Below are 24,047 nucleotides of genomic sequence, written 5' to 3'. Positions count from 1 at the left end.
TCAATCCGACACCCAAAAGCCTGCGGCCCCGGAAGGCCAGAAAATGTGGGGCGGTCGCTTCAATGCCAAGCCCGATCAGATCATGCAGGCCATCAATGTCTCCATTGAGGTCGACAAGCGCCTGTGGGCTCAGGACATTGCGGGCTCACGCGCCCACGCCGCCATGTTAAGCCAGCAAGGTATCATAAGTTCTGAGGATGCCCAACAGATTGATACCGGTTTGGCGACAATTGCCGAAGAGATTCAATCAGGTGTATTCCCCTTCCGCGCGGAATATGAGGACATTCACATGAATGTCGAGGCGCGCCTGCGTGAACTGATAGGTGCTACCGCCGGGCGTCTGCATACCGCCCGCTCGCGCAACGATCAGGTCGCGACCGATTTTCGTCTGTGGGTGCGCGCTCAGGTCGATCAGACGATCGTGCAATTGACCGATCTGCAACAGGCCTTGCTGGAGCGCGCTGAGGAATATGCCGACGCCCTGATGCCTGGGTTCACCCACCTTCAACCCGCCCAGCCGGTGACCTTTGGCCACCACCTGATGGCCTATGTCGAAATGTTCAGCCGCGATACGTCACGCTTTGCCGATGCCCGCGTGCGTATGAACGAAAATCCGCTGGGCTCGGCGGCTTTGGCCGGATCACCGTTCAATATCGACAGGTTTGCCACGTCCGCAGCACTTGGTTTTGATCGGCCGATGGGCAATAGTCTTGACGGCGTCTCCGCCCGTGATTTCGCGCTCGAATCTCTAAGCCACGCCAGCATTTGCGCCGGTCACCTGTCACGTTTGGCCGAAGAAATTGTCATCTGGACGACCCCGCAGTTCGGGTTTGTGAAACTGTCCGATGCCTTTTCGACCGGCTCATCGATCATGCCGCAAAAGCGCAACCCCGACGCCGCCGAACTGGTGCGCGCCAAGACCGGGCGGATCACCGGGGCCTTGGTGGCACTGACCACGGTCATGAAAGGCCTGCCGCTGGCCTATTCCAAGGACATGCAGGAAGATAAACCGCCGGTATTCGAAGCGTTTGATTCGCTTGATCTAGCACTGGCGGCCATGACCGGCATGGTGCGCGACCTGACCGCCAACACGGCCCGCATGAAGGCGGCAGCCTCCGGCGGGTTTTCGACCGCCACCGACCTTGCCGACTGGCTGGTGCGCAATCTCAACATGCCGTTCCGCGATGCTCACCATGTGACGGGGGCCGCGGTAAAGCTTGCCGAAAGCCGCGACATTGATCTGGCGCAATTAAGCCTCAATGACCTGCAAAAACTTGAAGCGGGCATTACCGATGATGTGTATAAGGTTTTGACCCCCGAAGCGTCTTGTGCCTCACGCCAAAGCTATGGCGGCACGGCGCCGGATCAGGTGCGTTTGCAAATCGAGCGCCACAAACAGCGCTTAAGCTAAAAGGGATTTAAGGTGATGGTGAAACTGGGGAAAGCCGCTCTCATTCTCGGCGTGGCAATGGGTCTGGGGTTAAGCGCCTGCGGTAAGCAGGGCGAGCTTGAAAAAGCGCCGCCATTGTGGGGCAAGGAAGCCAAGGCTGAACGCGAGGCCATCAAGACGGCAGAGGCGCAGGGCAAGAAGACCGAAAAATCACTGCCGCGCGCCAGCGATAAACCGGCCGCCGCCGATCCTTACTACAGCAACAACGTTAAGGTGCAGGACGCCCCGCTTGAGGGCACCGGCAACTCTCAGCGCCAGTAACACAAGATAAGAGTTCGATGAATCACTTCGACTACAAAGACGGCGACATGTTCTGTGAGCAGGTTTCGCTCAAAGACCTGGCCGACCATATCGGCACGCCGCTTTATGTCTATTCATCCGCCACGCTGGAGCGCCACTATAAGGTGTTTGCGGGGGAACTGATCGATCAGCCGGAACTGCAAAGCCCCAAGGGTGAAGACCCGCTGATCGCCTTTGCGATGAAGTCGAACTCTAACCGCGCCGTCCTGCGTACTCTGGCCCGATTGGGCTGCGGGGCCGATACGGTGTCTGAGGGCGAAATCCGCCGCGCGTTGGATGCCGGGATTGCGCCGGAAAAAATCGTCTTTTCCGGCGTGGGTAAGACTGATGCGGAAATGGCGTTTGCGCTTAAGGCCGGCATCTACCAGCTCAATGTCGAATCGCGGCCCGAACTGTTGCGCCTGTCAAAAGTTGCAGCCTCGCTCAACATGGTTGCCCCGCTCGTCATCCGCATCAATCCAGGTGTCGGTGCGGGTGGGCACGCCAAGATCACCACCGGCGGCGCGAAAGACAAATTCGGTGTCTCAGCGCAGGAGGCGATTGCCCTTTATGCCGAAGCGGCCAGCGATCCGAACTTAGCCCCGCTTGGTATCGCCTGCCACATCGGCAGCCAGATTTCCGACCTCACTCCCATGCAGGCGGCTTTTGCGCGCATGAAATCGTGGGTTCTGGAACTACGCGCCCAGGGCTTAAGCGTTGAGCGGCTTGACCTCGGCGGTGGTTTGGGTGTGCCCTATTTCAATCAACCTGCCCCGCCCTCGCCCGATGTCTTTGCTGAGATGGTGGCGCTGACGGTCGGAAATCTGGGGGTTCGCTATACTTTTGAGCCCGGCCGCCTGATTGCGGCCAATGCCGGGGTCATGCTGTCGCGCGTCATCCACGTCCATGAGCGCAAGGATTCCGGCCAGCAGTTTTTGGTGGTCGATGCCGCCATGAACGACCTGATGCGCCCGGCGCTTTATGATGCCTTTCATGATATCCGCCCGGTGGCGCAGGTCACCGGCGACAAAACGGCTGTCTATGATGTGGTTGGCCCCGTATGTGAGACTGGTGACACCTTTACGCGCGACCGTACCTTGCCGGAACTTAAAGCGGGCGATCTAATCGCCTTCATGTCGGCGGGCGCGTATGGCGCGGTGATGGGAGGCGAATATAATTCGCGCCCACTCGCCCCGGAGGTGTTGGTGCGTGACGAAAAATGGGCAATAGTGCGCCCTAGGCCAAGCTATGAAGACATGCTGAAACGCGAAACCTTGCCGGAATGGCTTGCGGACTAGGCAATTAGGCCAGAGAACTGGACTGGGGGGACCGGATGAAACTGCAGCGACCATCGCCATTTTCCGATCACGGTCGGGCCATGACCGGGACGGAATGGGTCATGATCTGGGAGCGAATATTACCCGCCCTCGCCCCCATTGTCGTAAGTGCGTCCCTGATTGCCGTTGCCGGTCAGTGGGGTTTGTTTGCGCTTCTGGTGCCGCTGGCCCACGCTGGGGTTTTGGCCGGAATTGTGATCGTGACCGTGGTGTTTGTCGGGCGCGGCCTTATGGGGTTTAAGCGTCCGACTTTTCAGGAAATCATTGCCCGTCTGGCGCTCGATAACGGCTATGAGTACCATAAGGTCTTAGGCATGCGTCATCTTAAGGTCCATCCTAAGCTAAAGGTGGCCAAGCCCAAGGCCGGACTGGCACAGGGTGACCCGATGGCCCTGCGTTTTGTGGCCGCATTGGCCGCTGTACTGGGGTTCCTGATTATCGGGCCGGTATCGATTAACCAGGTCAGCGCGGCCTTTAACCCTTTCCTTAAGGATCGCCCGCCCGCCCCGGCCGCGATTATAGCGGTATCCCAGAACCTGATGGGCCATATGCCCCCTAACGGTTAACCCTGTAGCTTAAGCTTTACGCAACGCCCCTGTGGATAATTAGATATTTCACCGTTCTGCGCGGGATTAATTCATGACCAAGTTTGCTATGGCTGTCCGCCGTAATGCGCAGCCTAAAGCCAGCCGCACCGTACTCAGCACCGCTCTGTTGTGGGTGACCCTGATCGTGGTCGGCGTCATCATTTACGATAAGACCTTTCCGGCCCCCGCCCCTGCCGAAGCCGCCGCCGCTCAATCCACGCTACAGGGCCGCGCCACCGCCATAGACGGCGACGGCCTGAAAATCGGCGACCACGAAATCCGCCTGCATGGCATCGATGCGTTTGAATATGATCAGACCTGCGGACTTTACGCCTGCGGTCAGGCGTCAAAAGCGCATCTGGCGCAACTGGTCGCGGGGCAGGCCATCACCTGTTGGGCCCGCGATACCGACCGCTATGGCCGGATCGTCGCCATCTGCAAGGCGGGAAGTGAGGATATTGGTGCTGAGCAGGTCAGATCAGGGCTGGCGCTGGCCTACACCCGCTATTCCGATATCTATGTCCCGCTCGAAAAAGCCGCCCGCGATCAGCGCCGTGGCGCGTGGGCCTACGGTTTCAGCCCGCCGGAAAGCCACCGGCATAATTAGTCTAAAGCGCCTATGTAGGGTAAACCCCGCATTTTCGCGCCGTCATCAAGGCCGTAACCGACCAGATAGCGCAGCGGCGCTTCCCAGCCGACCACATCGGCTTCGATAGAGCGAGCGACCGGCTTTTGGGCCATGACGGCGATAATGACCTCGCTGGCCCCGGCGCGCAGCACATGGTCGCGCGCGAATTTGAGCGACGCACCGGTATCCAGCACATCGTCCATCAGCAGTACCTGCTTGCCCTGCACCGGGCGCTGTAAATCGGCCCGCAGCAGCAGTTCCCCGCTTTCACGGCCGTCGCCATAGGACGATAGCCACAGGGCATCAAAACTCAGGTCAACCCCCAGCCGGGCCAGCGCCCGCGTCAGATCGGCGGTGAACCATAACCCGCCGGTCAGCAGGCAAATCCCCACACAGTCGGGTTGCAGCCGGGGGGCCAGCGTCTCAGCCACCCGTGCCACGCAGGCGGCGATCTCAGCTTCGCTTAACAGAACGGTTGTTGCTGCGGTCATGGAGCTACTCAGTGATGCGGGGTCGTTTTAAGCGGCGGGGGCGCATGGCCGTCACCGCCTGAAGACAAGGCCGGTTTCAGGGCAGGCTCATCGTGCGCCTCTGCCGCCATATCGTGACCCGCCTCCGCAGGCACGGCATGAGGATCAGCGGCTTGCTGGGCGTGATCAGCCGCGGCGGGCGCATGATCGGCGGGCTCTTCGCCGTGACCATCCGCCGGAACCGCATGGCCATCCGTTTTATGATCGGCCGAGGCGTGCTGCGTGGACTTGCTCTTTCCTTGGGCCTTCATCGCGACCAGATCAAACATCAGCTCTACCGATGCGGCCATATTTTTGGCATCCGGCACATCGAATACAAGGGTCCGTGTTTCATTCGGCGCAACCACCAGTCCGTTCGACGGCACCAGAATGGTCGAGACCGTGCGGTTCTCAGCATCCAGAATCGTGGCCTTGACCGGCGGCACAGGCGTATCCTCATCGCGCAGGTTTTTCACCTCGGCATGGACGCTGACCACAAAGCGACCGCCCTTAAAGGACGGCTCGACCTTATAGTTGACGAACTCCAGCCCCGCCGCATTGACCTTCAGACCGGCCATGGCATAGGCGTTGGCGACACCGGGAAAGGCGCGCACAATATCAACCCGCAGAAAATAGCTTAAGCCCAGAATGGCGACGAACACGGCGGCCAGCCCGCCCCAGATCATGCCCTGCGTCGCCAGCGCCTGTGCGCGTTTTTTATCGACCAGCATGGTGCGGTAAAGCTTAGGCAACTCCTTGGCCTTGACCTCCGCCTGCTTTTTATCCGCCGGTTTGGGATCGGCTGCGGCACTCAAAGGCAGTTCGATGGGGTCTTCGGGTTTTTGGGCGTGCCACATGGTCTTACAGGCCGCGCAGCGCACATTGCGCCCGGCCGCACCTAAGCTGGCCTCGGCGATCTCATAGCTGGTCGCGCAATTGGGACAGGTGAGAATCATTTAAGCAGAATCAATTCTGGCGAATCGCCAGATAAAGCCCATATTAATACCTGTCCGTTTTATGCTTCGGAAACCCTTAACAAGTGATCAAGCCCGTTGCGCCAATATGCTCCGTCTGCCCCGCCCGATAGCGCTGATGAACAGGCGATTCTGTCGTTCATCGACGTCAGTCTGGGCTACGGGCGCGACGCCAAAATCAGCCGCGATCCCAATCAGTTCATCCTGAAATCCCTTAATTTTCAAATCGCTGCGGGCTCATTTCATTTTCTGACCGGCCCATCGGGCGCGGGTAAAACCTCCCTGCTCAAGATGATCTATCTGGCCCAAAACCCCAGTGCCGGACAGATTTTGCTCATGGGTGAAAAAATTAACCCTGATGACCGCGATCAGCGCACGCGCCTGCGCAGGCGGTTAGGGGTCGTGTTTCAGGAGTTCCGGCTTCTGGATCATCTCAATGTGTTTGATAATGCCGCCCTGCCGCTGGTGGTCACCGGCACCAAGCCGCGGGAATACTCAGGCGATGTTACCGAACTTCTGACCTGGGTCGGTTTGAAAAACCATCTCCATCTGATGCCGCCGGTACTGTCGGGCGGGGAGAAACAACGGCTGGCGATTGCGCGCGCGGTGGTGCATCGCCCGACGCTGATCCTGGCCGATGAGCCAACCGGCAATATCGACTACGCCATGGGCCTGCGCATTATGCGGTTGCTGATCGAGCTTAACCGGCTGGGGGCGACGGTAATCTTTGCGACCCACGATGAGAGCCTCATTCAGGCGTCAGGCATGCCGGTGCTGGAACTGCGCCACGGCAATATCCATAAGCGCGACTTAAGCCGTGACCTGTCGGCACGCCTGCAACCGGGCCATACACCGGAGCATGGGGCATGATCCGCGTGTTGCGCCGTAAGAAAATAAAGCCCCCAAAAGAGTCCATTCCTGGCATTGTCCGGGCCGACCTGTTGCCTGCCGAAGACACCCGCGAAGTGTCGCTGCATTTCGTCATCGCCGTCCTGTGTTTCATCGCCTGCCTGTCGGCGATTGTGGCTATGGCCTCTGACCGGGCGGCGCAAGGCTGGGCCCGCGACCTGCGCGCCGAAGTCACGGTGCAGGTGCGCCCGTCAGGGCTGGAGACCGGGGCCATGGCCGCCGCCAAGGCCGCTGAGATCCTGGGCGGCGTCAAGGGCGTCGAGGAAGCGGCGGCCCTTGAGCCTGAACGCGCCCGCGAGCTGATCAAGCCGTGGCTGGGCGATGTGGTACTGGATGACCTGCCCGTACCCAATCTGGTCGAGGTGCGGCTGGATAAGGACAGCCCCGCCACCGCCATCGATATCATGAGCGCGCTGACCGCCCGCGACATTGACGCCAGCCTGGATGACCATTCGACCTGGCTTAAGGATATCGAACAAGCGGCCCTGATTATCCGTCTGATATCATTTGCGATTTTCACGATTGTCGCGGTCGCCACAGGGGCCGTCGTCAGCTTTGCCACCCGTGCCGGTTTGACCACACGATCGGACATTATTGAGATTTTGAGCCTGTGCGGCGCGTCCGATGGCTTTATCGCCCAGCGGTTTCAGTACCGCTTCATGAGCCTTGCCGTGACCTCGGGTGTCATGGGTGCCGCCGCAGCGGGTTTGGTCACAGTGATCATCAAACTGATCTCCCCGTCACAAAGCTTTGCCTTAGCCCTTCCCTTTTCGTGGTTAGACCTGTTAATATTAATACCGTGCCCGTTGCTGGTGGCGTTGATTTCCGCCACAACCGCACGCATGGTGACGTTGCGACTATTGGGGGGAGCACATGAAAAAGCGTAAGATTATGCTGGCTGTCCTCAGCCTGATCCTGTTGTGGGTGGCGGGTCTGTTTTTCTTTGCTGACCGCGTGATCGATTCGACACCCGCTACTGAACCCGAAGACAAGGCTGATGCCATAGTGGCCCTGACCGGCGCCTCCGACATGCGTATTCGCGAAGGTATGCGCCTGCTGGAACGGCGCAAAGGTGAGCGCCTGCTGATTTCAGGGGTCAACAAAGAGGTGCGCCGTCCCGAACTGCTGCCGGTCACCGATGGCTCAAAGCGGCTATATGATTGCTGCGTTGATCTGGGCTTTGATGCGGTTGATACGGTCGGCAATGCGGCGGAAATCGCCGCCTGGGCACGGGCCAAGGACTATGATGACCTGATCGTGGTCACTTCAGACTACCATATGCCGCGCAGCTTGCTTGAGATTAAGCAGGCCCTGCCCGAAGCCACCCTGCACGCCTACCCGGTGGCCACACCGTCGCTGGATGCGCGGGCCTGGTGGAAATCGACGTCGGGGTCACGGGTTCTGGTGATCGAATATTGCAAATATCTCGCCATACTGGGGCGTAATCTGGTAGGGAGTGTCGCTTCGCTTTTCGGTAAGGATAAGGATGCCGAAAGCCCTGCCTCAGCCCCGGAGACCTCTAAAAAGTGAGCGCCTTACGTAATTTAGCGTTTCAGATCTGGCTGTACGGCATGATCTTTCTGGTCGGTTTCGGCCTCTCCCCCCTGCTGCTGCTGCCGCGTAAGATGGTCATGACAATTATTCGCGGCTGGGCGCGCGGTGTGATCTGGGGGCTTAAGGTCATTTCCGGCGTGAAGGTCGAGTTTCGCGGCCTTGAACATGCCCCGCAAGGTTCGGCCCTGATTGCCGGCAAGCACATGAGCATGCTGGATACCATAGCGCCGTTTCTGGTCTTGCCCGATACCTGCTTTGTGCTCAAAAAAGAACTGACGCGTATGCCGTTTTTTGGCTGGTACATGTGGCGTGCTCATATGATCCCGATCAAGCGCGAAGAGGCCGCCAAGGCGCTCAAATCCATGCTGGTCATGGCCAAAGAACGCTTAGCCGAGCAGCGTCAGATCGTGATCTTCCCCGAAGGCACACGCACCGAAGTGGGCGAAGACCCGACCTATAAGCCCGGTGTCGCCGCAATTTACCGCGATCTGGAGGCGCCCTGTTATCTGATGGCTACCAATTCCGGTCAGTGCTGGCCCGCCCACGGCATCAAGCGCTATCCCGGCACGGTGATCTATGAGTTCCTGCCGCCCCTGCCGGCCGGTATGAAGCGCGCCGAGTTTATGAGTGCGGTGCGTGAGCGGATCGAGACCGCCTCAAACGCCCTGATCGAGGAAAATAGCGGCAAGCAGGCCGCCAAGGATTAACTGTCTTTTTCTACCGCCTCATTACCGCAGCGCAACATGACACTTATCGATCCTTTATAACACATGTGATACGGTATTATTCTGCCTTTATGTGTTTGTTATAAGGAGGATCGCTGTGAGCCAGCCATTGTCGGAAGACGACAAACGCGCCCTGTTTGAAAAGCTTGACCGCGTTATGGACGAACTCGGAACCCGCCCGGTCGAATATAACCGCGCCTGCGTCTATGTTGAGGCACTGATCGGCGAACGTGCCGGCGACAGCGATGACGCCAGCGAGTTGATCACTATGATGGAACGCGAAATTGCCGGGATACTGTCCCGGCCTCACGCCGCCTGAGTTTTAAAGACATGTACTGATCCGCATTGATCTGCGGCGTGCCTTTAGCGATGCTCGTGGTCCCGCATCCAAGGAAGCACCACGAACGCTACGAAACACGCAAGCATGATCGCGGTGGCGGTTAAGCCTACGAACGCTTCCATTTTCATCCTGCCCTAATCTGGAATAAGAATCCTACGCGTAAGATATTGCCGCTTCGGATTCCTTCGCCCCACAGGTTTCATAGGGGCCTTATATAAAAAGTTAATAAATTCTTAAAATGATAGCAAGCTCTATCGTATCACGAATCGTTGTGGCGCTGCGGTAGGGTAAAAATGACACGAAATTCTCTCAATTGGGGAAATATTACAGGCCCGAAACCTGAAACCCCCTTAACGAAGTATAATGTTTTACCCGCTAAGGTCGAGCCTTCCTCAGACCCAAACGGCAGTAAGACCGGGACAACCTAAAAACAGCCCCATAAGGCGTACCCCATGGCCCAGGCTAACGGCTCAGGATTTCGTTTACCCCGCCATCTCCGGGTCGAAAACGTTCGTGAGTTGATTTTAGGGCTGGCCTTTCTGACAACCATTGGCATCGGCGCCTATTTCGATCTGTTTCGCGGGCTGGTTATTTTCGCTCATGGCCATCAGACATCGTGGATCAATGCCGCGGCCTTCGTCTTTCTGGCATTACTGGTATGCGGATACGCCCTGTCGCACCGGCGCGCCATTGCGCTGAAGGCCGCGCTCAAAACCCGCGATGAAGCCGAAATCAGGTTAAACGAAATCGCCTTTTTCGATACCCTGACCGGCCTGCCCAACCGGCGCAAGTTGAGCCATGATCTGGCTGAGGCCCTGTCGTCGCCCCACGCCCGTGTCGGCCTGATGATGATCGACCTCGATAACTTCAAACCGCTCAATGATGCCCACGGCCACCGCACGGGCGACCTTTTGTTACAGATGGTGGCTGAACGCATGGCCGATGCCTTGCGCCATCAGGGCCAGCTTTACCGGACGTCCGGCGATGAATTTGCCGCCCTGCTGATCGCCCCGGCGGAGGGCGAGGCCCATGCCGATACGGCGCTTCGCCTGTTGCAGGCGTTTGAGGCGCCGTTTGAGGTCACAACTGATAAAACCGTCCCCTGCCATCTGGCCGCCAGCATTGGCATTGCCCTGGCGTGTGAGGCCCATAGCCTGACCGGCAGCGAGCTTTTGAAACGTGCCGATATGGCTTTGCACCGCGCCAAGGACGATGGCCGCGGTCAGTTTCGTTACTATGATCAGGAAATGGATGCCCGTATTCAGGCCCGCGCTCGGATCGAAGCCGACATGCGTCAGGCCATTCTTAAGGGCGAAATCCGGGCCTATTACCAGCCTCTGGTCACGCTCTCGACCGGGCAGATCGAAGGCTATGAGGTTTTGGCGCGCTGGCACCACCCGCAGACCGGTACGATCGCGCCCTATGCTTTTATTTCGGTAGCCGAAGACATGGGGCTGATCGATCAGTTAACGCTGCAACTGCTGGATCAGGCCTGCGTCGATGCGCAGGCCTGGCCGGATAATGTCTATATTTCGCTCAATATTTCGCCCAGCCAGCTTAAGGACGATCAGCTACCGAAAGACATTCTGAGCTTGCTGGATAGTCATGAGTTTCCGCCCTCACGCCTTGAGGTCGAGGTGACCGAGACCGCGCTGGTTCATGATTATGAAGCCGCCAAGCGCATTTTGTTTGCCCTCAAAGCTAAGGGGGTGCGTATCGCGCTCGATGATTTCGGCACCGGCTATTCCAACCTGAACCATCTGCGTGAACTGCCAATCGATAAGCTCAAGATCGATTCCTCATTTGTGCTGGCGGCTCAGCGCACCCCGGCCAGCCGCAAGATCGTTGAGGCCATTTTGAGCCTGTGCAAAAGCCTTGATCTGGCCACCACCGCCGAAGGAATCGAGAATTTTGAGACCGCCCACTGGCTGTCCGAACAGGGCTGCAAGACCGGTCAGGGCTTTTTGTTCGGCAAGGCCATCAGCGGCGAGGAAATCACCGTCAACGGTTTCTGCGACGAACAGATCGAGGCCCTGCGCATTGCCCTGTCGGCGCTGATCGCCGCAGACCCGGAAAAATCCGCTTTGATGACGGATGGGCGCTTTCCGGCTTTGCTGGCGGCGAAGTAATTACAGCGAACGGCGCGGCCAAGGTGGCGGAGCCACCGCCCGGCGAGGGACTAAAGAGAGACTATCTCGGCCGGACAGGCCCGCGATCGCCAAACCACCACGCCAGCGCGGTTGAGGCGCTGAACGTCACCGCGTTGACAAAGGTGATGACAATGTCGTCTCGGATCGCCGCGGGCAATCGCGCCCCCAAGGCCGTGAAGAACAACAGGCTGAACACCAGCCAGATCAGCACCGTCAGCACCGGTCGCACCAAGGCCCGCACGGCCTCAACCCAAACATAGCCGCCAGTCAGTTTCGCCTCAGCCGCAATCGAGGCCTCAAGCCCCGTCCAACGACCTTCGGTATCGGCGCGGTCTAAAGCCTGATCCGCCTGACGGGCCTGCGCGTCCGACTGCACCCCGATCAGCCTCAGATCATGATCCCAGCGGTCGCGATCATGGGCGATGTCCATGGCGCGGTCTTTGCGTTTTTCGCGCAGTTCATAGATGCCGATCAGGCGACTCAGGCCAGAGCCCACCGCCCCAAATACCCCGCCCAAAGCGCCAGCACCTCCGATCATATCCAGCACAGTCATGGTCTTAGCTCCGGTAATTAAAGCTATGCGCTGACACTGAGGTCATGGCCCTCTGGCCCGTGCCCGTATTGGCTACGGCGGCAAATAGCCCCAATTCCGGCGACCACGCCGCGCTGCGCCAGCCCTTATCGGCCGCACTGACACCCAATGACCAGTTGATACCGTCGGCCGAGATCATCAACCGATTGCCCGTGCCGGATGACGCCACCGCGCAAAACAGGCCAATTTCCGCCGCCCAAGACACGCTGCGCCAGTCCAGATCAGCGGAGGTGGTGCGCAAAGTCCATGTGATGCCATCGTCGGATGTCATGACGCGACTGCCCGAACCCGATGACGCCACCGCCACCAGCCGGTTTAGTTCCGCAGACCAGCTTAAGCATTGCCAGTCGTAGTCGGCGGCGGAGGCACGTAACGTCCAAGATAGTCCGTCGGGCGAGGTCATAATCCGACTGCCGGTGCCGGATGACGCTACCGCGACAAACAGACCGATCTCGGCGGCCCACACCACGTTGCGCCAATCAAGGTCAGCCGGGGTCGTTCGCGCCGTCCACACCGCCCCATCGGGTGAGGTCATGAAGCGGTTGCCGGTGCCGGATGCGGCGACCGCGCAAAACAGATGCCGCTCCGGCGACCAGCACACACTCGACCAGTTATGATCCGCCGCCGAGGCTCGCGCCGTCCACGTCACACCGTCAGGGGAGGTCATGACGCGGTTGCCGGTGCCCGTGGCCGCAACGGCACAAAACTGCGCGGTTTCCGCTGACCAGCATACGCTCATCCAGCTTTGGTCGGCGGCGGAGGTGCGCTGCGTCCACGTCACGCCATCTTCAGAGGTCATGATGCGGTTGCCAGTGCCCGTCGCGGCCACGGCGCAGAACCGGCCCAACTCCGGCGACCAGCACAGGCCCATCCAGTCATGGTCAGCAGGTGTGGTGCTGTTCAGCCACCCCTGCCCCGCCACATGGCGGCGCTGAACGACATTAGGTGATTTAAAGGGCGCCGAGGCAAACCGCACGCGCCCGGAGACGTGATTGACCCGCAACGCCTCACGCCAGCTTATGCCGTCCGAGACCTTGAGCGTCAGATCATCCCCCCCCAGCAGCCCCAGCAGGGCGCGGGTCTCGTACTCTGACTGCCACAGCATCTGAACCTCGGCGTCATCGGCACTGCGGTTGAGCGCCAGACTGAAATCACCGCTGCCACCATCTTCGGCCGACATAAGCGCCGCCGGGCTTTTGAGCGCCAGCCGGTTATAACTATCGGCACCGGTGCCAATCCCCAGCCGAAGCAGGTTATCTATCGCTTTCAGGTGACTTTCCAGCGCCACCCAGCCGGTGTCCGTACGCACCACAAAGCTTTGGGTATCGGCGACATAAACCAGCGCACCGGCGGGTACATTGATCCCCTCCCATAGGTGGGTATCATAGCGCATCATCGCCCCATTGGGCTGTCCAGCCCAATCCGCGCCTACCGCCCCGGACGGCAGGATATAGGCGTCACCATTTGCCGGCGTGGCGGGCTGCGCGGTCACGCTCACACTTAAGACGCGGGCGTGGATAAGGGCGTCGCAGCGCATCAGGGCTTCGTTCAGGGTGATGTGTTTCTGGCTCTGCCCCGCCGCCAGCAGGGCAAGGTTCAAACGCGGTGTCTGGGTGTCGGGCACAATTGATCCTCAGATAAAATGGGTCTGAGGTCAGGATGGCGGCGTAACCGGGTGCGGGCACAGATGCGGGGATAATTATGGATGAAGATAAATGACCCGCTTTTTGCCCTTAACCGATTTCATGGCCGCGACATGATCGGCATGCGCCCCGGACGCATGGGCTTCGCGCTTACTGGCGGCGACATAGTGGGTTTTGTCGATATAGTTCTGCACCAGTTTAGCAGCATAGAGATGGCCCTGAAAGAACAGGTCGGCGGCTTGGCCGACCACCGGTACCGAGCTTACGCCGTTATCGATAAACAGAACGCCGACTGCCATCAGAAAAGTCGGCAAATCCATACGCGCCCGAATACCGTGAAGCAGGATAATAATACTGGCACCAATGCTGTAAATCAGCCCCGCCCCCGGTATCCAGGTCAGAATCCCGTCAAGCCCGATACCGAACGGCCCAAGGCCTACCACGCGGTCAGACAGGCGCTTAATCGTGCCGATCTGTTCATAGACTCGGTTCACATCTTCATGAGATTTCACAAACATAGGCCTTGCCCCCCGCAAGGATGTGGATATTAATCCGTGCAATCACCTGCCATTTAGGCACAGCTTAAATCAAAAGGAAATACTATGTCCGAGGGAATAATCCTGACCACGACCAACACGGTCGAAGGCCGCCCCGTCGAGGCCTATCTCGGCATTGTCACCGGCGAAGCCATTCTGGGCGCCAACATATTCCGCGACCTGTTCGCTGGCATCCGCGATATCATTGGCGGGCGGTCCGGATCGTATGAAAAAGTCCTGCGTCAGGCCCGTGATGCGGCCCTCAAGGAAATGCAGATCGAAGCCGAAAAGCTGGGCGGTACGGCGATTTTGAGCGTCGACATCGACTACCAAACCGTCGGTCAGGGCACTATGCTGATGGTTAGCTGCTCCGGCACCGCGGTCCGTCTGCGCTAATCCGTGCTGATCACCCGCCTGTTTCAAATCCTATGCTTTCTGGCAGCCGCCACCTTTTTGGGTGTGGGGGTTATGGTCGCGCTCAATCCGGCTGGGCGTGAGCTTTATCTGATTGATATATTCACCTTACCTTTGCTGAGTGGGACCGCGTGTTTTGCGGTGCTGATGTTGCTGCTCAGGCGGCATGTAGCGTGCCTGATGACATTTGTGGCCTGTCTTGCGATGGGCATAGGCTTCTGGCCCACAGCGCTGCCCGCCGGCAACCCCGCCGCAACGGATGCCAAGCCCGTGCGGGTCATGTTTGCCAATCTGTGGGTCAATAACAAAACCCCTGAGCGGCTGGCCGACTGGGTGACGCAGACCAGCCCCGATATCGTCGTCTATATCGAAGACGGGCCCAGAGCCGAAGAACGCCTCATGCCGTTGATGAAGGCTCAGTATCCTTATCATTTTGAGACGTGGGACAGCCATGTCTTCTCACGGTATCCACTGACCCATGCCAAAGGCTATATTGACCATCGCAATCTGCACCGGGTCGATGTGATGGCGCCACAGGGCAGATTTACGCTTCTGGTGACGCACTTTACCCGCCCCTGGCCGTTTCAGCCGCCCGCCGCGCAAGTAAGACAACGCGATTTCCTGGCCGATTATCTGCACAAATCAACCGATGAGGGCACGCTCATTGTCGGGGATTTCAACTCTGCCCCCCACGCCCGTCTTCTGGATGTTCTGATGAAGGAGCAGAGGCTGCATGTCGCCGCAAGCCTCGGCGGAACGTGGCCCGCGCGGCTGCCTGTACCCCTGCGTGTCAATATCGATAACGCCTTGGCGCGTGACGGCCTGCACCTGTCACCAAAGACGATCGGGCCCTATTACGGCTCCGATCACCTGCCGATCATGGTCGAAGTGACGCCGATCAGGCCAAAGCCTTAACTGTCAGCTTTTGGTGTGCGTTTCTTTTTAGGCGCAGGCTTGACCAGCGGCTCCAGACTGTCGGCGGCCGTATCCATCGCCGCCGCAACCGCTTGCGCGGGCACGGGTTTGACGGCTTCGGCGACCGCTTCAAGCGGATTTTCAGCTACAAAGGCCGGGTGCATGTCGACATGCGGCATCCGCTCGACGGCTTCGGTGGCGACCTCTTCGGCCTCCATCATCATCTTCATGGCCGCGCGCTGAGTGTCGCGGATAGCGCTTTCAGTTTCGGCCAGCATCGTGGTCATCACAGAGCTGTCAGGCATCCACGGATTGATGAACCCTAACGGCTTGCTCCCGCCAGAGCCCGCAACCTTAGTCGCACTAAGCGCCTGCGTAACACTCCAGGCGCTGATCCCGAACGAGGTAGCCGCCCAAAACGGCACCCACATGGGCGACAGCGCCCCCATCCAGAAATTAGCCATGCGCTCAGACGCCTGCTGCACGGCTTTTCCGGCCTCTTCAGCCTGAGCCAGCGGAGCAAACTCGACAGTATCGTCAGCCATAGGCATGTTTCCGTAAATGAAGTTGGGGTTAACCCAGCGTAACATGGAAAACGCGCGCTGACCATGAAGTCGGCATCACAGGCGCGTTATTGCACTGCGGCATAAATACGCATTTATTTAGCTCAAACGCCGCATGGCTCCTCACATAAGTTCGGGCGACCGGTCGGTCTTGCCAAAGCGCCTTATAAGGCACTTTGGATTTACGGATTAAGCGTCCAGACCTTGGCCAACCCGCCCTTGTCGCCAAACACGGTGACCACATCGGCGGCAATCGAGCGCAGATCGGCCTCAAAGCCCACCGGCGCATTGACCGCCACCAACGCGCAGCCGTTCATCTTCATCGGGTTCCATAGCGGCCGCAGACGCAGTTCCGCAATCAGCAGGTCCGGCTCGTGGGTTTCGCCATCAGAATCTTCATGGGCAAATAACTCATGCTCCATATCGCGCAGATAGCGATCGAACGTCTCAAGGTCTTTCAGCGGCAGCCAGATCAAGGCCTTAAGGTTTGGTCGCGCCGTAAGGCCCGCCTTCAACGCATCAACAATCTGCGTATAGTCATCAGACCGCTCAAACGGCGGATCGATCAGCCAGAACATATCAGCCGGATCATCAATCTGAGCGGCATTGACGGCAAATTTGTAGCCATCGACATTTTGCGCCTTGCCCCGCGGCACAATCGCCTCCTGCAAATAGCGGAAATCGTCAGGGCGTAACTCACAGCCGACATAAGCATCACCGACCCGCAGGTGATCGAGCGTCAACACCGGCGAGCCCGGATAAAGACCGATCGAGTCGCGAAATCCGGCCCGCTCATTCTTGGCGCGCACATAACCGGCCAACGGTTTCAGGCTGTCAGGCACATCGGAACTGAGCAGATATTTGATGCCCGCCTCGGCTTCTTTTGAGCGCGCAAAATGCGGATCGGACAGGTCATAATAGCCCGCCCCCGCATGGGTATCGATGACGGTCAGCGGGGCCACAGAGCCGCGCAAATGCTTGAGGAAGCTCAATACCGCCGCGTGTTTGGCCAGATCGGCAAAGTTTCCGGCATGAAAGCCGTGGCGGTAGTTCATTCCATCAGTCCCAGTTCACGCTGCAGTTTTTTAGGCAGGGCCGCCGCAATCAGGTCATACGATCCACGCAGGTGACCCCGCAATTCGTCATCGCTCATCTCAACAGGGCCACGCGCCTGTATCCAGGTCATGCCGCGTGAGGCCAGATAAGGGGCCGGGATGCAGTCGGGATGATCGCGCAGGATTTCAAACCCGACCGGCGTGACCTTGAAACTGACCCGGAACTGACCGTCCGGGGCGGTGGCGATCGCAAACACCTTACCGCCGATCTTCCACACATCTGAGCCGCCCCACTGCACCACATGGGTCGTGGCGGGTAAGGCAGCACAGAAGGCGTTCAGGTCATCAAGGGTCATCTATTTCAAATTAGCTTCACGCGCGATTTGCAGCACATCGGCCAGAAGGGCCTCAGATGTTGGCCACGCACCCGCGCCCTTACCCGTGACGTACCAGGTTTCATCGTTGTCGAGTTCGAGGATCAGGCGGTTCTGCTCGCCCTTGGCCCCGACCAGATAGTGATCGGCGTCCAGCACCTCAAGCTTCATCGAGGCGTCGATGCCGTCCTCAGTCCGCCAGCAACGCGCCACATAGCGCAGGCCCTTGCCGTCGGGGATGATCAGCGAGTCCTCAGTGATCGCGCCGACCTCAAGGTGCTTGGGCGTCAGGCCCGGATAGGCGATTTCGCGTAACAGTTTCAGCTTCGCCCCGACATCGGTGCCATCAAGGTCTGCCGTCGAATCCGGCTCGGCAAAGCCCAGACGGCGGGCTTCGTCCATGGCGGCGTCAAAGGTCTTACCGGCCTCGACCTGATCAATCACGAAGTTCGACGTGCCGTTAAGCACACCGCAGAAGCTTTTGATCTTATGGGTTTTGACCGCCCGTTTCAGCGCTTCGATGATCGGTGCGCCGCCGCCGACCGAGGCCGAATAGGTCAGCATGGCGCCTGACGCTTTCGATGCCGCCCGCAGCTTATCGCCCGAGGCCGCCACCGCCTGCTTGTTGGCCGAAGTCACCGACACACCGGCTTTCAGGAAGGCTTCCAACAGTTCGGCCGATGGCGACACGCCGGTGCCGATATCGACGAACACATCGACATCACCCTTGGCAAACGATCGCGCATCCGAGGTGAATTTGGCAGCCAGCGGATGATCGCGGCGCTTTGAGACATCGCGCACCAGCACGCGGTCGATCTCGATCAGGTCATCCCATTCCTGCGCGCGCTCAAGGAATTTGGCACCGACCCCGCCAGCGCCCATAACGGCGATGCGCAGCTTGCGTTTCAACGGCGCGGCCTTGCGCACGCTGGTTTTGCCACCGAGCACCGTCTCATAGCCTTTGGTCAAGGCGGCGACCTCAACGGTCATGCCGTTGTCCTTGGCGTAGCGCATGGCTTTGTTTTGGACGACCGGATGGGCGATTTTCAGCGCCTCATCCCAGGCCAACGCCTCATAGGGCTTGGCACTGTCGCCGACCTGCGCCGGATCAGCGTCATAGACGGCGTCGATGTCCTTATAGAGCTTAACCGGCACATCCAGCGCCTTAGCGATATAAACCGCGGTCAGATCAGACCCGCCGCGCCCCAGCAGGACCGGCTCACCCGAAGCATTTTCGGCCACATAGCCCGGCACCACGACCAGATCGAATTTCTCAAGATCACCCTTAAGCACATCGGCATTCACGCCGGTCGGGTTGGCGTTGAAATGATCGCCTTCCGCCGTCAGGCCGATTTCATAGGCCGAGCGAAACTTGGCTACGATGCCCGACCGCTCACAGGCCATAGCCAGCAGGGTCGCCGCCTTCATCTCACCGGTCGCCAAAAGGTGCGGCGTGGCCGAAGAGGTCGAAGCCTGCGTATAGGAAACCGCCAACCGCATAAGCTGATCGGTATCACCCTTGAAGGCAGAAACCACGGCAATAATCTTATGGGCGTCGCGCACATACCGATAAATCTCAGCCACAGCCCGGTGCAGCGCACCCTCAGACGTCAGGACTGAACCGCCGAATTTCACAACAAGGTTAGACATATCAAAGTTCCGATCATGAGTTTGCGCCCATACGGCAGGCGACAAATTTTAAGAGTTAAGGCTTGCGTGGTTATAAGACCTGACCCGAAATTCAAAGGAAAAAGATAAGCCATCCGGCAAATTGTGTTATGGCGATCATATAACGCACCCAATTGGTTTCAAAAGAAATTTCCATCTTGTCACCGCCTGCTACACCCGCAATCTCCGCTTCGCTCAAAGCCTATGGCTTTTTGGCGACCGCGGGTCTGTTGTGGGCCGGTAATACGGTGGCGGGCAAGATGGCGGTCGGCCACATCGACCCGGTTACGTTGAGCACATTACGCTGGCTGAGCGCTTTTGGCCTGGTAGCCGCCTTTTCAATTAAGCCTTTGCGCCGCGACTGGCCGAAAATCCGCAGCCACTGGCCACTGTTGCTGGGTTATGGGGCGGCAGGGTTTGGTCTGTTCAATATTGTGCTCTATTCGGCGCTCAGCCTGACCTCGGCCACCAATGTGGTGATTGAACACGCCGCCATGCCCGCCGTTATTTTCGCGCTCAACTATGCCATCTTCCGGGCGCGGGCCAGTGTGGCCCAGATCGCCGGGTTCAGCCTGACCCTGTTTGGCGTTCTGGTCACGGCCAGCCACGGCGACCTGATGTCGCTGATCCATCTGAACCTCAATCGCGGCGATGCCCTGATGGGGCTGTGCGTGCTTTTATATGCCGGATACACGATTGCGTTGCGCTTCAAGCCTGACATCCACTGGCAAAGCCTGATGGCGGTTTCAGCCCTGGGCGCCGTGCTGGCCTGTTTTCCGGCCCTGGCCCTGCAAGGGGTGGCGGGCAAGATAATCTGGCCCGACGCGACCGGCTGGGCGATTGTCGCCTACACCGCCCTGCTGCCCGCTCTGGTCGCGCAGGTGGCATACGTTTGGGGTGTTGAACTGATCGGGGCCAACCGGGCAGGCCTGTTTATCAACCTGATCCCTATTTTCGGGGTAGGGCTATCCGTGTTGATCCTGCGCGAACCCTTGCACGGCTTTCACTTTGTGGCTCTGGCGCTGGTCTGTGCGGGAATTACGCTGGCCGAACTTGGACGGCCTAAATCAGGCACCTAACAGCTTATCCCGAAAGGTTTGCGGCGCTTTCGGCCCCAGCCAGATATTAAAGAACGCCCGGCTGAACTCAGCATCCTTAATCGTGCCGATCAGCTTATCCCCGCTGTAAAACAGCGCATGCCCGCTGGCATCACGTATTCCCGTAATACTGGCCCCTTTGGCGACATCGGGGAAAATCGCCGCCATCTGATCGCGCCAGCGGTTCAGCTTATCGGCACTCACGCCCTGCTTCTGGATTTCCTTGACCGAATTATCGGTGATGGTCTTGCCCTTGATATTGCGCAGGTATTCAAGCTTAAGCGCAAAAGGCCCAGCGGCATTATATCGGCTCTGGGGCGCATACAGGGTGGCATCGAATATATCAAACCCCAGATGGCTGTAGCGGCCCGCCCCGACTTTGCGGGCCTCCGGCACATGTTTGAGTATATCCGGCGTTTCGGCCTGAGCGTTCGGTGCGCTTAAGGTCACGGCCATGACGGACAGCATGAAATTTCGGCGAAGCATAACCATACCCTGTTGAACTGATTGTCCCGTCAGGTTTGTCTACGCCGCCTGTCTGCCTGCGGATCACTGTTCGCGCATAGTCAAAGGGCGCGGTCGTTAAAACCGCGCCCCCTTACTGTCAGATCGTATCGCGCTCAGCCTTGCGGCCATGGACGATGCGGTAAAGCGCCGGCAGCACCACCAGCGTCAACAGAGTTGATGACACGATGCCGCCGATGACCACGGTGGCCAGAGGTCTTTGCACCTCGGAGCCCGCCCCGACATTGAACGCCATCGGCACAAACCCCAGTGACGCCACCAGCGCCGTCATCAGCACGGGCCGCAGCCGTGTAAGCGCCCCGTCGATAATCGCCTGATCAAGCATAGCACCTTCCTGCCTCAAGGATTTGATGAAGGTCAGCATAACCACACCATTCAGCACCGCGACCCCGGACAGGGCGATAAAGCCCACCCCGGCCGAAATCGACAGCGGAATATCCCTCAGCGCCAGAGCGACCACCCCGCCGGTGAGCGCCAGCGGCACGCCCGAAAACACAATCAACGCATCCTCGATCGTGCCAAACAGCATAAACAGAAGGCCGATGATCAGCAGCAGCACGATCGGAACCACGATCTGCAGCCGCTGGGTCGCCGACGTCAGTTGCTCGAACGTGCCACCATAAGACAGCCAGTAGCCTTCGGGCAGTTTAACTTGCGTCTCTACCCGGTCCTGCAAGGTGGTGACAAAGCTGCCAAGGTCGGCGCCGCGCACATTGGCCGTGACCACGACGCGCCGCTTACCCTCTTCGCGGCTGATCTGGTTAGGGCCATTGATCATGTCGATCCTTGCCACCTCAGCCAGCGGGATGAAGCCCAACTCGCTTTCCGTTCCTGCCCCGCGCACCGGAATACGCAAACGGCCGATTTCGGCGATATTGGCCCGGCGATCTTCGGGCAGGCGGACAATCACATCAAACCGACGATCACCTTCGAATATCTGGCCCGCTTGCGTGCCGCCCAGAGCGGTCGCCACCACGTCCTGAACATCACTAAGGTTCAGTCCCAGCCGCGCCATGGCCGCACGATCGGGCGTGATTTGCAGCATGGGCAGGCCGGAGACCTGCTCAACCTTAACGTCCTCAGCGCCCGGAATGGCCGCCATGACCCGCTCGACCGACTGACCGGCCTCAAGCAACTGATCCAGATCATCACCGAAGATCTTGACCGCCACGTCTGAGCGCACGCCGGAAATCAGTTCGTTGAACCGCATCTGGATCGGTTGGGTGAACTCATAGTTATTACCGGGGATTTGCTCCACCGCCGTTTGCATCCGTTCAACCAGACTGGATTTAGGCTCTTTCGGGTTGGGCCAGTCCTTGCGATCCTTCAGTATGACAAAGGTGTCGGCGACATTGGGCGGCATGGGGTCCGTGGCAACCTCTGCCGTCCCGATCTTGGCAAAGACCCGCTCCACTTCCGGGAATTTTTTCAGCCGCGCCTCGACCGCCCCCTGCATCTGTACCGCCTGGGTCAGGCTGGTGCCAGGAATGCGCAGGGCGTGCAGGGCGATATCGCCTTCGTCCAGTTGCGGAATGAACTCCGCCCCCAGCCGCGTGGCCAGAAAGCCCGCCCCGATCGTGAGCACAATCGCGCCCGCCACCACCGCCACACGTCCTTTGATCGCCGCCCGCAGGACCGGCTCATAGATCCGGCGCGCACCGCGCATGACCGGGCTTTCAGTTTCCTTGACCTTGCCCGTCACGAACATGGCCACCGCCGCCGGTACAAAGGTCAGCGACAGGATCAGCGCCGCCCCCAATGCCATGACCACGGTTGCCGCCATCGGGTGGAACATCTTGCCCTCCACGCCTGATAAGGCAAAGATCGGCACATAAACGATGGTGATGATCAACACGCCAAACAGCGACGGCTTAATGACCTCAGCCGAGGCAATGGCGGCCAGATCAAAGCGCTCCTCACGGGTCAGCAACCGCCCATGAAGGTGTTGCGCCTGCGCAAACCTTCGTAGGCAGTTCTCCATGATAATGACCGCCCCATCGACGATCAGGCCAAAATCGAGTGCCCCCAGCGACATCAGGTTGCCGGACACCTTGTTTTCGACCATGCCCGTAATCGTCATCAGCATGGCGACCGGAATAACCAGCGCCGTGATGATCGCCGCCCGGATGTTCCCCAGCAGCAGAAACAGGATAACGATAACCAGCAGCGCCCCTTCGGCCAGATTTTTCTCAACCGTCTTGAGCGTGCGTTCCACCAAAGTCGTCCGGTCATAGACCGTCACGGCCTCTACCCCTTCGGGCAGGGCTTTATTGGCCACGGCCAGCTTTTCCGCGACCGCCTTAGCTACCGTGCGGGAATTTTCCCCGACCAGCATGAAGACCGTGCCCAGAACGACTTCTTCGCCGTTTTGGGTCGCTGCCCCCGTGCGCAGTTCCTCCCCCAGCACGACATCGGCAACATCAGCAATGCGGATCGGCACGCCTGAGCGGGTCTGGATCACGATCTGAGACAGGTCACCGATCGTGCTGGCCTGCCCCGGCACGCGCACCAGAAACTGCTCACCGCTGTTTTCAATATAGCCGGCGCCGCGGTTGGCATTATTACCATCAAGGGCCGCAATCACATCGTTCAGGGTCAGGCCATAGGCCGACAGACGCTCAGGGTACGGCGTCACATGGTACTGGCGCTCATAACCGCCGATGGTATTGACCTCTGTCACCCCCGGCGTGTTGCGAAGCTGCGGCCGGATCACCCAGTCCTGAAGCGTGCGCAGATCCTCAGCCGTATAGGCCGAACCATCGGCTTTCATCGCACCAGGTCTGGCCTCGACCGTATACATGAAGATTTCGCCAAGGCCGGTCGAGATCGGCCCCAGTTGCGGCTCAAGCCCCGCCGGAAGCTGGCTTCTGATCGATGAGACGCGCTCGTTGACCAGTTGCCGCGCGAAATAGATATCGGTGCCTTCCTTAAATACCACCGTCACCTGCGACAGGCCGTAACGGGAGATGGAGCGGGTGTGTTCCAGCCCCGGTAACCCCGCCAGCGCGGTCTCCACCGGATAGGTAATGCGCTGCTCAGCCTCCAGTGGCGAATAGCCGGGGGCTTCGGTATTGATCTGAACCTGCACATTGGTGATGTCGGGCACGGCATCGACCGGCAGGCGGGTGAAGTTGTAAACGCCCAGAGCCGACAGCCCCAGCACGATCACCATGACGATCCAGCGGTGGCGGATCGACTGGGCTATGATTTTTTCAAGCATGGT

General features: G+C 59.1%; 25 protein-coding genes. 14 read left to right on the top strand and 11 right to left on the bottom strand.

The features are described from left to right. Window positions 1–43: 43 nt before the first annotated feature. The 5 genes from argH to IE102_RS10355 all read left to right on the top strand — a co-directional run bounded on the left by argH (window position 44) and on the right by IE102_RS10355 (window position 4,260). Complete coding sequence (gene argH, locus IE102_RS10375; protein WP_189486569.1) at window positions 44–1,411, top strand: argininosuccinate lyase; 1,368 nt, start codon at window positions 44–46, stop codon at window positions 1,409–1,411. 12 nt (window positions 1,412–1,423) lie between these two features. Then, window positions 1,424–1,711 carry a hypothetical protein gene (locus IE102_RS10370; RefSeq protein ID WP_373295600.1) on the top strand — a complete coding sequence of 96 codons (288 nt, stop codon included), beginning with the start codon at window positions 1,424–1,426 and terminating at the stop codon, window positions 1,709–1,711. A gap of 17 nt (window positions 1,712–1,728) precedes the next feature. Then, window positions 1,729–3,027 carry a diaminopimelate decarboxylase gene (lysA, locus tag IE102_RS10365; RefSeq protein WP_189486413.1) on the top strand — a complete coding sequence of 433 codons (1,299 nt, stop codon included), beginning with the start codon at window positions 1,729–1,731 and terminating at the stop codon, window positions 3,025–3,027. Between the two features lie 35 nt (window positions 3,028–3,062). Further along, window positions 3,063–3,632, top strand: a complete 570-nt coding sequence (locus IE102_RS10360; RefSeq protein ID WP_229807696.1) for a DUF4175 family protein — start codon at window positions 3,063–3,065, stop codon at window positions 3,630–3,632. A 73-nt stretch (window positions 3,633–3,705) separates the two neighbouring features. After that, window positions 3,706–4,260 (top strand): thermonuclease family protein, encoded by a 555-nt coding sequence (locus IE102_RS10355; protein WP_189486412.1) that lies wholly within the window; start codon window positions 3,706–3,708, stop codon window positions 4,258–4,260. Here the strand turns inward: IE102_RS10355 and IE102_RS10350 are convergent. Then, complete coding sequence (locus IE102_RS10350) at window positions 4,257–4,772, bottom strand: phosphoribosyltransferase (RefSeq protein ID WP_189486411.1); 516 nt, start codon at window positions 4,770–4,772, stop codon at window positions 4,257–4,259. The genes IE102_RS10355 and IE102_RS10350 overlap by 4 nt on opposite strands. An 8-nt stretch (window positions 4,773–4,780) precedes the next feature. After that, complete coding sequence (locus IE102_RS10345; protein WP_189486410.1) at window positions 4,781–5,746, bottom strand: MJ0042-type zinc finger domain-containing protein; 966 nt, start codon at window positions 5,744–5,746, stop codon at window positions 4,781–4,783. Between the two features lie 96 nt (window positions 5,747–5,842). Here IE102_RS10345 and IE102_RS10340 point away from each other — a divergent pair, with 96 nt between their 5' ends. From IE102_RS10340 to IE102_RS10315, 6 genes are all read left to right on the top strand, one after another. After that, entirely contained in the window at window positions 5,843–6,634 is a 792-nt protein-coding gene (locus IE102_RS10340; RefSeq protein WP_373295599.1) for a cell division ATP-binding protein FtsE, read from the top strand. Beyond that, window positions 6,631–7,560, top strand: coding sequence for a cell division protein FtsX (locus IE102_RS10335; RefSeq protein WP_229807695.1), 930 nt, complete (start codon window positions 6,631–6,633; stop codon window positions 7,558–7,560). Before IE102_RS10340 ends, IE102_RS10335 begins: the two co-directional genes overlap by 4 nt. Next, the gene (locus tag IE102_RS10330; RefSeq protein ID WP_189486409.1) at window positions 7,547–8,203 is read left to right on the top strand and encodes a YdcF family protein; all 657 of its coding nucleotides are present in this window, start codon (window positions 7,547–7,549) and stop codon (window positions 8,201–8,203) included. The genes IE102_RS10335 and IE102_RS10330 overlap by 14 nt, the downstream gene beginning before the upstream one ends. Continuing rightward, the gene (locus IE102_RS10325; RefSeq protein WP_189486408.1) at window positions 8,200–8,934 is read left to right on the top strand and encodes a lysophospholipid acyltransferase family protein; all 735 of its coding nucleotides are present in this window, start codon (window positions 8,200–8,202) and stop codon (window positions 8,932–8,934) included. The genes IE102_RS10330 and IE102_RS10325 overlap by 4 nt, the downstream gene beginning before the upstream one ends. A gap of 115 nt (window positions 8,935–9,049) precedes the next feature. Then, window positions 9,050–9,271, top strand: a complete 222-nt coding sequence (locus IE102_RS10320) for a hypothetical protein (RefSeq protein WP_189486407.1) — start codon at window positions 9,050–9,052, stop codon at window positions 9,269–9,271. A gap of 473 nt (window positions 9,272–9,744) precedes the next feature. Then, window positions 9,745–11,421 (top strand): putative bifunctional diguanylate cyclase/phosphodiesterase, encoded by a 1,677-nt coding sequence (locus IE102_RS10315; protein ID WP_189486406.1) that lies wholly within the window; start codon window positions 9,745–9,747, stop codon window positions 11,419–11,421. Between the two features lie 61 nt (window positions 11,422–11,482). On the opposite strand, the gene IE102_RS10310 is transcribed toward IE102_RS10315, so the two are convergent. From IE102_RS10310 to IE102_RS10300, 3 genes are all read right to left on the bottom strand, one after another. Next, complete coding sequence (locus IE102_RS10310; RefSeq protein WP_189486405.1) at window positions 11,483–11,995, bottom strand: hypothetical protein; 513 nt, start codon at window positions 11,993–11,995, stop codon at window positions 11,483–11,485. Between the two features lie 4 nt (window positions 11,996–11,999). Continuing rightward, on the bottom strand, window positions 12,000–13,658 hold the full coding sequence (locus tag IE102_RS10305) for a DUF2793 domain-containing protein (protein ID WP_189486404.1): 1,659 nt from the start codon (window positions 13,656–13,658) through the stop codon (window positions 12,000–12,002). A 75-nt stretch (window positions 13,659–13,733) separates the two neighbouring features. Further along, entirely contained in the window at window positions 13,734–14,195 is a 462-nt protein-coding gene (locus IE102_RS10300) for a DUF4112 domain-containing protein (protein WP_189486403.1), read from the bottom strand. Between the two features lie 84 nt (window positions 14,196–14,279). Between IE102_RS10300 and IE102_RS10295 the strand changes: the two genes are divergently transcribed. Together IE102_RS10295 and IE102_RS10290 are read left to right on the top strand one after the other, a co-directional pair. After that, complete coding sequence (locus tag IE102_RS10295; protein WP_367891419.1) at window positions 14,280–14,609, top strand: heavy metal-binding domain-containing protein; 330 nt, start codon at window positions 14,280–14,282, stop codon at window positions 14,607–14,609. A 3-nt stretch (window positions 14,610–14,612) separates the two neighbouring features. Next, window positions 14,613–15,542 carry an endonuclease/exonuclease/phosphatase family protein gene (locus IE102_RS10290; protein ID WP_189486402.1) on the top strand — a complete coding sequence of 310 codons (930 nt, stop codon included), beginning with the start codon at window positions 14,613–14,615 and terminating at the stop codon, window positions 15,540–15,542. Here IE102_RS10290 and IE102_RS10285 read toward each other — a convergent pair. From IE102_RS10285 to IE102_RS10270, 4 genes are all read right to left on the bottom strand, one after another. Then, a complete protein-coding gene (locus IE102_RS10285) occupies window positions 15,539–16,087 on the bottom strand; it encodes a hypothetical protein (protein WP_189486401.1) in 549 nt (182 codons plus the stop codon). The genes IE102_RS10290 and IE102_RS10285 overlap by 4 nt on opposite strands. 200 nt (window positions 16,088–16,287) lie before the next feature. After that, on the bottom strand, window positions 16,288–17,160 hold the full coding sequence (gene rlmJ, locus IE102_RS10280; protein ID WP_189486400.1) for a 23S rRNA (adenine(2030)-N(6))-methyltransferase RlmJ: 873 nt from the start codon (window positions 17,158–17,160) through the stop codon (window positions 16,288–16,290). Then, window positions 17,157–17,516, bottom strand: a complete 360-nt coding sequence (locus IE102_RS10275; RefSeq protein WP_189486399.1) for an MmcQ/YjbR family DNA-binding protein — start codon at window positions 17,514–17,516, stop codon at window positions 17,157–17,159. Before IE102_RS10275 ends, rlmJ begins: the two co-directional genes overlap by 4 nt. Then, window positions 17,517–19,184 (bottom strand): amino acid kinase family protein, encoded by a 1,668-nt coding sequence (locus IE102_RS10270; protein ID WP_189486398.1) that lies wholly within the window; start codon window positions 19,182–19,184, stop codon window positions 17,517–17,519. It lies immediately after the preceding gene. 176 nt (window positions 19,185–19,360) lie between these two features. Here IE102_RS10270 and IE102_RS10265 point away from each other — a divergent pair, with 176 nt between their 5' ends. Further along, entirely contained in the window at window positions 19,361–20,281 is a 921-nt protein-coding gene (locus tag IE102_RS10265) for a DMT family transporter (protein WP_229807694.1), read from the top strand. Here the strand turns inward: IE102_RS10265 and IE102_RS10260 are convergent. Both IE102_RS10260 and IE102_RS10255 read right to left on the bottom strand, forming a co-directional pair. Then, a complete protein-coding gene (locus IE102_RS10260; RefSeq protein WP_229807693.1) occupies window positions 20,270–20,785 on the bottom strand; it encodes a chalcone isomerase family protein in 516 nt (171 codons plus the stop codon). The genes IE102_RS10265 and IE102_RS10260 overlap by 12 nt on opposite strands. Before the next feature lie 118 nt (window positions 20,786–20,903). Then, window positions 20,904–24,044 carry an efflux RND transporter permease subunit gene (locus IE102_RS10255; RefSeq protein WP_189486396.1) on the bottom strand — a complete coding sequence of 1,047 codons (3,141 nt, stop codon included), beginning with the start codon at window positions 24,042–24,044 and terminating at the stop codon, window positions 20,904–20,906. Between the last annotated feature and the right edge of the window lie 3 nt (window positions 24,045–24,047).

The organism is Asticcacaulis endophyticus, from assembly GCF_014652575.1.
Classification (GTDB): Bacteria; Pseudomonadota; Alphaproteobacteria; order Caulobacterales; family Caulobacteraceae; genus Asticcacaulis; species Asticcacaulis endophyticus.
The sequence above is the reverse complement of the archived record's forward strand: the minus strand, read 5'-3'. Positions and strand labels throughout refer to the sequence as shown.